Source organism: Alteromonas nitratireducens (assembly GCF_040812025.1).
Lineage (GTDB): Bacteria > Pseudomonadota > Gammaproteobacteria > Enterobacterales > Alteromonadaceae > Alteromonas > Alteromonas nitratireducens.
The window spans coordinates 408,326-420,410 of the sequence record NZ_JBFNPK010000001.1; the positions used below are offsets into that span (position 1 = coordinate 408,326).

Genomic DNA, 12,085 nt, shown 5'->3' on the forward strand with positions numbered 1-12,085 from the left:
GCTTTTACTGTTACGTTTTGTCTCTCAGCGCATTAGCGCTTGATACGACGCAGCAGTGCTACCGGTAGCAGCAGCAGTGCCAGCCAGCCGGTAGAACCACCGCCGCCATTGTTGCTGGCAGGAGGTGTTACTGGATCAGGCTGAGGCTGTTCGCTCGGCTCATCGGCCAGGTTGTTAATAGTGATATCAATCTGGGCCGCGTCAGACGTGTTACCCATGGTATCAATCGCTACCACTTCCATCATGATGCTTTCCATACCTGCATCAAAGTCCAGCAGTTCGCTGTTCGCTACGGTAATAACACCGTCACGAGAAACGTCTACGGCAATTGACGTAGAAGACTGAACGAAGAACTCTGATACCGGACTGGTAATGCCGTCTGCATCAGTCGCGACGATGGTGCCAATGACTGTACCGTCTTCAGCATTCTCATCTACCTCAAAGCTTTGCGCTTCTATGGTAGGCGCAGAGTTGCTGTCGGTAGGTACGGCTGTAGGCATGACGCCGCCGCCACTGACAAAGGTGAAGCCGCCATTACCTACGTTCATCAGGTAGCCTGACTCGCCAGGTGCCAGTGAATCAACAACTTCACCGTCGGCATCCACAACGTACGGCAGTGAAGTTGTGTAGGCGAAATCGTGAACACCAACGAGGGCTTCTTCGTATTCACCTGTTGGATACAAATCAACTTCACTTTCCTCAACACGCACAGCAACAGTAGCCGCAACATTACCGATATCGGCTGCTGTCAGCCCCAGTTCGTTCGTACACGTAATCATGGTCAGTTGATTAGAACCAGCTTCATGCAGTGTAGGGTAGAATACACCGTTGAAATCAATAGCTCCAAAGGTGCGTGTCCAGGTTACAGGAGAGTAACCCGAGAAGCCAAGTAGGCTCCCGTTAATGGCCTGGGTGGTAAAATCAAAAGAACCATCACTGTCAACATCAACATCCATGAAGAAGCCAGCCTGATGTGTCAGCATCAGCGGATCTCTCATCGTGATAGTCGCAAACAGCAAAGAACCTGAAGAGCAATCACCTGTAGGGTACGACTCGAGTGAGACCGAAACCACATCCAGCATTTCGTCTTCGTCGATACCACTGTCCATAGTGAGTGGTGCCGTAAAGGTTTCCATTGGTACGACACCCGTGTTGGTAACCATACGCACGACACCATCTTCGGTAATTTCAGATGACACTGTCGCCTTCGCAAAGCCTTTCGGGATGGCGTGGTAAACCAGGTGCATACTTGGCTCATCGTTGCCATCTTCTGTGAAGAATAATGCGCCATCGTATTCCACTTCAGACAGAACATTGCTTTCAATAAACATGTTAGAGCTTGTCAGCGACCACTCCGGTAGAAGAGTAGGATCAACCGTTGCGGTTACCTCAAATGTGATAGTTTGACCTGCCGGAACAGTGATGGTCTCAGGATAATCCATTGTGACTGCACCGCTTTCGGCATCATCGCTAAAGCGCGCTTCATCAGACAGCGTGTAGGTCTTCTCTTCGGTAGAGAAGTTCTTCACGGTAATCGTCTTGGTGACTGACGCGGTATCAGCCAGGGGCAGCGCGCCAAATGACAGCGCCGCCTGCTTGGTGTCGGCATCCCATGCAGCAACCTGAGACATAGACGCTTTCTCAACATCAACCAGGCCAGCACCGATGTAGCTGATCGGCGCCAGCTCAGCATCTTCATTGACTGAAGTCGATTCAAGAGTCACGTTTAGGTTTGCGGTGTTCATTATTGTTGCTTTCAGTTCATGCGCATTCCGGCGAGGGAATATTTCTGCAAGAATTGACATCGCACCAGCGGTAATCGGGCTTGAGAACGATGTTCCGCTGATTGGTGATGTTCCATCACCTGTGCCCACTTCTGCGGTATCTATGGCCACACCAGGTGCGGTGATTTCCGGCTTAAGACGACCATCCAGAGATGGACCACGAGACGTAAAGCTTGCAATAGCACCTGGTTGCGCGATTGATGTAGCTTCAAAGGCATACGTTACAGCACCACCAGCAAGCGCATCCTTCACTGTAACACCTGCTTCATAAGAAACCATCACAGAGTTGATTGTGACTTCTTCGGTTGGTGTGCCACCCATGGTAATGGGATATGCTCCAGGAATATTGTTGGCAACTACCACAAATTCCGCGCCAGCAGCCTGGGCGTTCTGTACTTTAGTCGTGAATCCGCACGAACCTCTGAAAATTAATACTGCTGTGCCTGTGAGATCTTCACTAAAGGGTGTGCAGCCGAGATTATAAGGAACCTCAGGGTCTGTTGGTTCAACGTAAACCATTGGCACACTGTCATCGACAGAAAACTCGTCATCAGGGTTGAAAGCAGCAGCTCTTGCTTTTACACCGCTACCGTTTACGTTGGCAATAATTGCAGAGGCAGGTGTAACCGGGTGCGTCATTGCACCCACTGACAGTGCGTTGTCAGTGGTGCTAGGACCTCCAACTATAAAGGGATATGCACCGTCGTTACCGGCGGAAATGGCTACTACCACGCCGAGATCAACTGCCCGGTTAATCAGGTCGGCTACTGCACCTCCGCGACTGGTACCGTAGTCGCCCCCAAGTGACATGTTAATCACATCAACACGGTCAGAGATATCGCCGTCACCATTAGGGTCCATTGCAGCTTCCAGGCCTGCCAGCTGGGCAGCACCCGGGCAAAACCGGTCACACACTGTGTATGCATAAATGCCAGCATCTGGTGCTACGCCCAGAACCGAGTGAGTAACGTGCGTACCGTGGTTATTGTTGTCCATCGGGTCAGGATCGCCGTTAAAGAAGTCGTATCCACCCAGGACATTACCGATAGGCCACTCTGGAGTATCAGCCAGGTTGGAAGTTGCTTCTGCATAGGCCTCTGCAGTACCCGGACCTCCGACAGCAGCATGCGTATAGTCGAGGCCTGAGTCAAGGATCGCGACCCGGATACCGTCGCCACTGGCAACGCCATCAGCAACAAGAGAGGTTGCTTTTATATATTCAGCACTGTCGGCAATATGTAACTTGCTGTCATAAACCGGCAGTACAGCGTCTACTGCATCGAGTTTCTTAATTTTATCAATCGCAGATGAACCGGCTTCCAATACTAACGCTGCGGCCAGTTTAGTAGTACGTGACTTGATTTTTACATCAACACCAAGCGCTTCAATTGCTGCTTCCAGTTTGTCAAGACCCAGATTTGCCTGGGAAATAATATCCTGACTGTTTAGAGACGCTTGAGACATACCGCTTAGCTTCGCGTCTGCGACAGACAAGGCCGTACCTGGTTTCGCTTTTACGAGCCACGTCTTTTGATTGATGGCTAACTTACTGGCAGAAATGTTTTCCGGTTTCGCTAACGGTGTGAGACTTTCTATATTGAATCTGTCTGAAGCTGCTGCGCCTGTTGATGCCAGTGCCAGCAGCAAAGCTGTAGTTAGTTTATTTTTTCTCATAAGTTTTAACTGCCTGGCACGGCTGCATCATAAATATGATGTTGCTCCCGTGGAACCCTGCGCTCAGACAGCCAACCTCCTGATATGTTATGTTCCCAATTATTATTATCGCGCCGTCTAATATTCAGACGCTACAAATAGTTGTAACACATAAAATGCGATGAGCAACACAATTTAATCGTTAAGCTAATTTTATAGAGTGTTACATTTTGTTACAGCGGCTGACATAGATGGCGTCTGATGTTCAGCGCGATTTGCAACACAACACCAACATATTTTTCAAGTCTGTAACATATATTCAATAACTCTTCGCAAAAAGTAGGATATTCATCATTTTCATGAGCTTTTATTAGGCTGTATGTTCTTTTCATTTTCATCCTGTCGATAAGATAGCAACGAAATTAACCAGCGGATGCTCTAGCATGTTCCTATTATAAATCGCACTTCAATGCGCACTTTGACTACGAGGAATGCATTGTGAAAGACAGAAATCATCTGGCACGGGTATCAACTACCAACAAGGTCAATATTATCGAAAATGGCCTGATTGATATTCCTATGCTCCAAATTCTAAAACCGGACGGGACACTGCATGAAGGTGCGGTTGCGCCTGAACTGGATCAGGAAACCGCGGTGAAGATCCACGGCACCATGGAATACATCCGGGTGCTGGACGAACGCATGATTGCTGCGCAGCGACAGGGCCGTATCAGCTTTTACCTTGCCAGTACCGGTGAAGAAGCAGCCGCTGTAGCGAGTGCTGCAGCTCTGTCTGAGCATGACATGATCATGTCGCAGTATCGTGAGCAGGGCGCACTGGCGTATCGCGGTTATACGACGTCTCAGTTCATGAACCAGATGTTCAGCAATAAGGAAGATCCGAATAAAGGCCGCCAGATGCCTATTCACTACGGTGACAAAGCGCTGAACTTCATGACCATTTCTTCGCCTTTAGGGACACAAATTCCTCAGGCGTCGGGTTACGCCTATGGCCAGAAAATGGCAGGCAATGACGCGATTACGATTTGTTACTTCGGTGAAGGCGCAGCATCAGAAGGTGACTTCCATGCGGGCCTCAATATGGCAGCAGTCCTGAATTGTCCGGTTATTTTCTTCTGCCGCAATAATGGATATGCGATCTCAACCCCTGCCGAAGAACAATTTGCCGGTGACGGCATTGCGTCACGTGGTCTCGGCTACGGTATCAAAACCATCCGGGTGGACGGCAATGACGCGCTGGCTGTGTATGCAGCGACCAAACAGGCAAGAGAGATCGCGTTAAATGAATCCTGCCCTGTATTGATCGAAGCCATGACATATCGCCTGGCAGCGCATTCAACGTCGGACGACCCGACCGGGTATCGTTCACGTGAAGAAGAAGATAAATGGCGTGCGAAAGATCCCATCATGCGAATGGCAAAATGGCTTGAGTCGAAAGGCTGGTTTGATGAAGACGCGAATAAGAAGCTGATTGAACAGTCCCGCGCTGATGTACTCGCAGCCCTCAAAGAAGCTGAGAAAATCGACGTCAATCCGGTAGAGGATATCGTCGAGGATGTCTACGACGACGTGCCATGGCACCTCAAAGCACAGCTTGATGAGTTGAAAGCGCATATTAAAAAATATCCTGATGCCTACCCGAAAACTGCAGGGAGAGTGAAGTAATGGCGAAGATGAACCTCTTACAGGCAATTAACAGTGCGCTGATGACTGTGATGGAGCAGGATGAGCGTGTCATGGTATTCGGTGAGGATGTCGGTCATTTTGGTGGTGTTTTTCGTGCCACCAGTAACCTGCAGGAAAAATTTGGTAAGGGCCGGTGTTTTAACACGCCGCTGACCGAGCAGGGCATTATTGGCTTTGCAAACGGACTGGCTGCACAGGGCTCTGTTCCGGTGGCCGAAATCCAGTTTGGTGATTACATTTTTCCGGCGTTCGACCAGATTGTGAATGAAACGGCGAAATGGCGTTATCGCTCCGGCGGTCAGTTTAGCGTTGGCACCCTGACTATCCGCACCCCGTATGGCGGTGGTATCGCTGGCGGTCATTATCACAGCCAGTCGCCAGAAGCCTTTTTTGCTCACGCACCGGGCATGAAGATCGTGGTGCCGCGTGATCCGTATCAGGCAAAAGGCCTGCTGCTGGCATCGATTCGTGACGACAACCCGGTTCTTTTCATGGAGCCAAAACGTTTGTATCGTGCCTCGGTCGCGGATGTGCCGGAAGATGATTATGAGTTACCACTTGGCAAGGCGGACATTGTGCAGGAAGGCACAGACATTACGCTTGTCGGTTGGGGAGCACAGATTGAAATTCTGCAAAAAGCGGCCGATATGGCGCATGATGACGGGGTGTCGTGTGAGATTATTGATCTTCGCAGCATCCTGCCATGGGATGCCGATACCATTGCGTCATCGGTGATGAAAACAGGGCGTCTTTTGATTAACCACGAGGCGCCACTGACAGGCGGTTTTGCAAGTGAAATTGCAGCAACCATTCAGGAGCGTTGCTTCCTGTACCTTGAATCGCCTATCGCTCGGGTCTGTGGCCTGGATACGCCGTATCCGCTGGCACATGAGAAGGAATATATGCCGGATCAGTACAAGACCTATGAAGCCATCAAACGCACACTGCATTATTAAGGGCTATCAGTATGACGACAGAGTTTATTTTGCCGGATATTGGTGAAGGCATTGTTGAGTGTGAGCTGCTGGAATGGCTGGTTGCCGAGGGCGAGCACATAGAAGAAGATCAGCCGGTCGCGGAAGTGATGACCGACAAGGCGACGGTACAGATCCCGGCTATGTATGCCGGTACTGTAAAAAAGCTGCATTATCAGCCTGGTGATATCGCCAAGGTCCATGCGCCGCTTTTCGCAATGGTTCGCGATGACGATGCGTCGGCGCCGGTTGCAGAGCAGGACAATGCAACACCGACCGCTGACACCATTACAGAGGCGGCATCTCAGACACAGTCATCCGCATCATCTGGCTCAGAAGACTTTATTCTGCCTGACATTGGTGAAGGCATTGTTGAGTGTGAGATTGTCAAATGGCATGTCAGCGAGGGCGATGAAATAGAAGAAGACCAGCCGGTCGTTGAAGTCATGACCGATAAAGCGGTCGTGGAAATTCCGGCAAAGCATGCCGGAGTGGTGCACAAGCTGTATTACAAAGAGGGTGATATTGCCCGCGTGCACGAGCCGCTCTTCGCATTGAGCTCAGATGCTGCTACCGCGTCGGCGCCCGCTGAAAACAAACCAGTTACACCTGCGCCAGCAACAAAGCCTGCCTCAGTTACCTCGGATAAGTGGCAGGATGGCAGCTTTGAACCTCCGGTTGAAATACCCGGCCGCATTCTGGCGAGTCCGGCGGTGCGCCGCATTGCCCGCGAACGCGATATCGACCTGACTGCTGTCAAAGGCAGCGGCAAGAAAGGGCGTATTCTGAAGCAGGATGTTGCCGGCGCTGCCAGTACTGCATCAACGGCTTCACAACCTGTCAGTGCACCGGGCAGCGTGTCAGTGCAAGGCCAACAGACTGTTGGTGGCAGCAGAACCGAAAAAGTGCGCGGTGTTCAGGCCGCGATGGCACGTCAGATGACAGCATCCGTGCAGACCATACCGCATTTTACGGTTGCCGATGAACTGATTATGGATCCGCTTATCGCACTGCGAAAGGAACTGAAACCAGTGTTTGAAAAGCAGGGCGTTAAGCTAAGCTTCATGCCGTTCTTTGTTAAAGCAATGTCGCTGGCGCTTAACGAGTTCCCAATCATTAACAGTCAGTTAAATGACGATGTGACCGAGCTGACCTATTTTGATGATCACAATATCGGCTTCGCGGTTGATTCGAAAATTGGCCTGTTGGTACCCAATGTTAAACGTGTTCAGGATAAGAGCCTGTTTGAAATAGCGCGTGAAATGCACGGCATTATTGATGCTGCCCGTGAAGGAAAGCTGGATGGCGAGTCGCTGAAAGGTGGCACTATCAGCATTTCAAACATTGGTGCGTTGGGTGGTACGGTGGCGACGCCGGTTATCAATAAACCGGAAGCGGCGATTGTTGCATTAGGGAAAACGCAAAAGCTGCCACGATTTGATGACAACGACAACGTGGTTGCTCAGCACATCATGACCGTAAACTGGTCAGGTGATCATCGTATTATCGATGGCGCGACCATGGTGAAGTTTAACAATCTGTGGTGTGACTACCTGCAAAACCCAACCAAAATGTTAATGCATCTGCGTTAATCCATACTGACGCAGCCCGCAAAAGGGCTGCGTCACAATTATCACTGTCTTTCATTGCGCCGCAACGTTACTATTGGTAAAGGATTGATTATCAAGAGTTAGACGGTGCTCAGTTACAAACACGGTTTTCATGCCGGCAACTACGCCGACGTTCTGAAACACCTTTGCTGGCTGGCGGTGATCCGCCATCTCAATAAGAAAAACAAACCTTTTACCCTTTACGACACGCATAGTGGTGCAGGGCTGTATGCATTAAACGATGCGACCGCACTCAAAACCCGCGAGTTTGAAAGCGGTATCGGATTGTTGCAACACGCAAACAGTACGGACCCGTTACTGTCCGATTACCTCAGCCTGATACAACCTTATCAGCAGGCCTATCAGTATCCAGGCTCGCCCGTTATCGCCATGTCTGGTCTGCGCGAGCAGGACGCGATGCATCTGTTTGAACTGCATCCGTCAGAATATGCCGTATTAAAGGGGCATACCAAATCAAGAAAACAGGTACACCCTCATTATCGTGACGGCTTTGAGGGGCTGCTGGCGCTGGCACCGCCGTCAAATCAGCGGGGCGCCGTGCTGATTGATCCGCCCTATGAACAGCAAAACGAATATAAGGCAGTTATTGATACGGTAACGGCATTGTATCAGCGCTGGCAGAACGCCCAGGTGCTGGTCTGGTACCCAAAGCTGTCCAGTCGGGCCGGGGACAAGTCGGGCGCGTCTGAACGCATGGTTGATACGTTGTGCTCGCTGTCTAAACCGGTCTACTGTATAGAGCTTTGCACGCAGCCAAACACGCCGGATGCCGGGATGTACGGTACAGGTGTGTGTGTCATTAATCCGCCGTGGCAATTTGATCGTGACATAGAGGCGGCCATGCAAGACGCAATGGCGGTATTTGGTGACCATGCAACGTTGACGGGACGCTGGCTTAATCCGCCGGAATAAGCATGAATAACCTCAAGGCCATCAAGCACTTTTACATACCCGAAGAGCAGTCGATTTATCTGCTATCCCATGCCGACGCCAAAAAGTTAAAGGACTGGGTTAAGTTATGTACTGAGCAACTGACCTGGCTTGGATACCAGGATATAGAATTGCTGGGTAAAGGCGCATTTGGTTTTGCGTTTGCTGGCTATGCACCAAATGGCACCGCCAGGGTGTTTAAATTTTCGCGAATAAACCTGCCTCAGCATATTCAGGAGCGCCTTGAAGAAGAAGCCTTCATGCTGGGTCATGTGAAACATCCTCTGGTGCCCGCGCTGGTAGAGTTTCAGCAGGTCGGCAAGCAGGCCATCCTGGTGATGGAACGTGCCATGGGGGATGATCTTGAAAAGGTCAGCCTGCAAAAAGGTCCGCTGCCCCCGCGCATCATCGTTCGCATAGCGGTGCAGCTTGGCGAACTGTTGTTGTCATTCCGGGACTATCAGGAAAACGGTGAAAAAAAGCCGCTGGTACATGGTGATATTAAACCGTCCAATCTGGTGTGGGACGAGGACAGTGAAACGGTGCGGCTGATAGACTGGGGGTCGTCTGTATTTGCCCAGGTTGATGCACAGGGCCAGTATGTCGCCAATAATGTGATGGATCTGATGTCGGGTGAACTGCATCAGACCAATGCGCGTCTTGGTGATGTCTACTTTATTGGTGACGACCAGCTTAACGGCGCGTTGTCATCTCCTCGCTTTGATGAGCAAGGGCTAGCCAGTACGCTGTATGCACTGGCATCCGGTCAGTCAAGCCGCTTTGGCCGAAAGGTGATCACGCCGTTGTCGTTAGGTCTGCCGAAGATGCTGGCGAATATTCTCGACTACATGCTCAGCGATGATCCGTCCGAGCGCCGCCTTGGTGGCGATTATTTCTTTAATAACCTGCATGTCCTGAAACAACTGGTGTTTACGCCTGACACGCCATTGCAGTATCAGCCAGCTATTCCTACCTGGCTGGCGCGCAAAGACAAGGAAATAGAGACCGTTGTCTACAGCTCGCGTAAATCGTTTTTGCGCCAGGAGTCAGATGAAGCACAGGAAGAGCTTAAGTATGTCAATGATGCGCAATTTGATCGTTATTATAAAAATTACCTGCAGGGGATGGGAGAGACAGAAAAGGGCTTTGTAGCGGCGGTCAGCCGGCTCGGCCGGTATCCGGTTGTCGGGGGCATGGCACTTCGCTGGGAGCCGGACGGTGTATATGTGGACTCCAGCCTTAACCTGTATGATGCCGGGTTGAAAGTGGCATTTGAGCTGGCGGTAAATAATGTGATCTCACTGGCACGCGCAATCCATCGCAGCGGTATCTTCAAATGCTGTATGTTCAACGCGCGTGACACCATTCATATTGAACGCGATAGCGAATCCGCCCCGTTCCAGCCTGAGCCCGGGACGCAAATTCCGTTCGAGCGCTCGGCAGTCTCGGTGCCGAAGGATGAAAGTCGCACGCACTCGTATTTTGAAGACGGGGAGGATCCCGATGAATTGCTCAAACTGCCCGCTACCATCATGGCGATACTTGAAGAACTGAACGGGATCCACCATACAGGCTGTATTATTTTTGAAGCGTTACCTACGCACCTGAAAATACACAGTTATTACATGTTGCTCGATCACAGTCAGGAGGACCGGTTTCGCGCATTATTAACACAACTGGTGGATAAGGTTCCGTCTATTGACGGCGCAGGTATTTCAGGATTCATGAAATTACCGTATAAAGATACCCGGTACTTTCCACATTGTGCCCGGTTACCGGAAAAATATTATCCAAGAAATCCGAGAGACACAGTACAGGAGACGGAATAATCCATGGCAGATGTTAAGCTTGCCTCACTGTTTGAATTAGAAAAGATTGAAACCGGTTTGTTTCGCGGACAAAGCTGGGACCTTGGCTTCCGCGCCTTGTTTGGTGGCCAGGTTCTCGGACAGGCCCTGTCTGCAGCCTATAAAACGGTGGAACCCGATCGCGTTGCGCATTCTTTCCACACCTATTTTTTGTTGCCCGGTGATGCAAAGAAGCCGGTTGTGTATGACGTAGAAAATGTGCGCGATGGCCGCAGCTTTTCAGCGAGACGGGTGAAAGCAATTCAGGACGGTCGGAATATCTTTTACATGACCGCGTCATTTCAGGCACCCGAACAGGGAATGGAGCATCAGCACGCCACGCTGCCTGAGGTTCCGCCACCACAAGACGTTCAGTCGGACATTGCATTTTATGAAGCCAATTATGACAAGATATCGCAGCCCATGCGGGAAGCACTGAGCTATCATAAACCGGTAGATATTCGCACTGTTGACGCGGCCAACTCCTATCAGGACAGTAAACGGCCTCCGATTCGCTATATCTGGATGCGGTCACGGGATCCCATGGCAACCGACAATGTCTGTCTGCAGCAGTCTGCACTGGCCTATGCATCAGATTACCATTTTCTGAGCACGTCACTACAGCCTCACGGTGTCGCTGTGACCGACAAAAGTCTGAGAATGGCCACCATTGACCACGCCATGTGGTTTCACCGCCCGGTAAATTTTAACGAATGGCTGTTATATGCCATGGAAAGTCCGTTTAGCGGCAACGCCAGGGGCATTGTTAAAGGTCAGATATTTAATCAGGCCGGAGAACTGGTGGCGTCAACCATGCAGGAAGGACTGATGCGACAAATCAAATCGGACGGGAGAAAGGCATGATTTATTCACTGGACGGCGTAAAGCCAGAACTCGGTAAACAGGTCTTCATTGCACCCGGGGCACACGTAGTGGGACAGGTCGCGCTGGGCGAAAATGCAAGTGTCTGGTTTAATGCGGTTATTCGTGGAGACATGGACAAGATTACCGTAGGAAACGATACCAACATCCAGGACGGCTCAGTGCTGCATACCGATAAAGGGATCCCGCTTACGCTGGGGAAAGGGGTAACCGTGGGCCACAAGGTGATGCTGCACGGATGTACCGTAGGGGATTACAGCCTGATTGGTATCAATGCTGTGGTGTTGAATGGCGCGAAAATCGGCAAATTTTGCGTTATTGGTGCCAATGCGCTAATCACAGAAAATATGGAAGTACCCGATTACTCGGTGGTGATGGGGTCGCCGGGAAAAGTCGTAAAAACATTAGGGAAGGAGATGGAAGACAAATTGAAAATGTCTGCTGAACATTATGTGAAAAATGCGAGGCGGTTTGCCCAGGGCCTACATTCTCAATCCGATCCCGCCGCCTTTGTATAACATTTTCTTTCCCCTGAATAAAAAATGCCCAGAACAAACGTTCCGGGCCTAGGGGAATGGCTCATTGCTGAGCCGTGCGCTAACTTTTGCAAGGGAGAAGTTCATGCAAATATTTACAACGGACAGTAATAATAGATCACATTTGTTTATTTTATAAAC

At 50.5% G+C, this 12,085-nt stretch carries 8 protein-coding genes; 7 read left to right on the forward strand and 1 reads right to left on the reverse strand.

Annotated features, from left to right (window positions below; genetic code table 11):
- Positions 1-32 precede the first annotated feature (32 nt).
- Positions 33-3,248 (reverse strand): S8 family serine peptidase, encoded by a 3,216-nt coding sequence (locus AB1N33_RS01820; protein ID WP_411269816.1) that lies wholly within the window; start codon positions 3,246-3,248, stop codon positions 33-35.
- Positions 3,249-3,935: 687 nt separating this feature from the next.
- On the opposite strand from AB1N33_RS01820, the gene AB1N33_RS01825 reads away from it, so the two are divergent.
- The 7 genes from AB1N33_RS01825 to AB1N33_RS01855 all read left to right on the forward strand — a co-directional run bounded on the left by AB1N33_RS01825 (position 3,936) and on the right by AB1N33_RS01855 (position 11,926).
- Positions 3,936-5,123 carry a thiamine pyrophosphate-dependent dehydrogenase E1 component subunit alpha gene (locus AB1N33_RS01825; RefSeq protein WP_411269817.1) on the forward strand — a complete coding sequence of 396 codons (1,188 nt, stop codon included), beginning with the start codon at positions 3,936-3,938 and terminating at the stop codon, positions 5,121-5,123.
- Positions 5,123-6,100 carry an alpha-ketoacid dehydrogenase subunit beta gene (locus AB1N33_RS01830; protein WP_411269818.1) on the forward strand — a complete coding sequence of 326 codons (978 nt, stop codon included), beginning with the start codon at positions 5,123-5,125 and terminating at the stop codon, positions 6,098-6,100. The genes AB1N33_RS01825 and AB1N33_RS01830 overlap by 1 nt, the downstream gene beginning before the upstream one ends.
- Before the next feature lie 11 nt (positions 6,101-6,111).
- A complete protein-coding gene (locus AB1N33_RS01835; RefSeq protein WP_411269819.1) occupies positions 6,112-7,710 on the forward strand; it encodes a dihydrolipoyllysine-residue acetyltransferase in 1,599 nt (532 codons plus the stop codon).
- 105 nt (positions 7,711-7,815) lie between these two features.
- Positions 7,816-8,661, forward strand: coding sequence for a 23S rRNA (adenine(2030)-N(6))-methyltransferase RlmJ (locus tag AB1N33_RS01840; protein ID WP_411269820.1), 846 nt, complete (start codon positions 7,816-7,818; stop codon positions 8,659-8,661).
- A gap of 2 nt (positions 8,662-8,663) precedes the next feature.
- Positions 8,664-10,508: a protein kinase domain-containing protein gene (locus tag AB1N33_RS01845; RefSeq protein ID WP_411269821.1), complete on the forward strand. Its 1,845-nt coding sequence runs from the start codon at positions 8,664-8,666 to the stop codon at positions 10,506-10,508.
- 3 nt (positions 10,509-10,511) lie between these two features.
- Positions 10,512-11,390, forward strand: coding sequence for an acyl-CoA thioesterase domain-containing protein (locus AB1N33_RS01850; RefSeq protein ID WP_411269822.1), 879 nt, complete (start codon positions 10,512-10,514; stop codon positions 11,388-11,390).
- Positions 11,387-11,926: a gamma carbonic anhydrase family protein gene (locus tag AB1N33_RS01855; protein WP_411269823.1), complete on the forward strand. Its 540-nt coding sequence runs from the start codon at positions 11,387-11,389 to the stop codon at positions 11,924-11,926. Before AB1N33_RS01850 ends, AB1N33_RS01855 begins: the two co-directional genes overlap by 4 nt.
- Positions 11,927-12,085 lie beyond the last annotated feature (159 nt).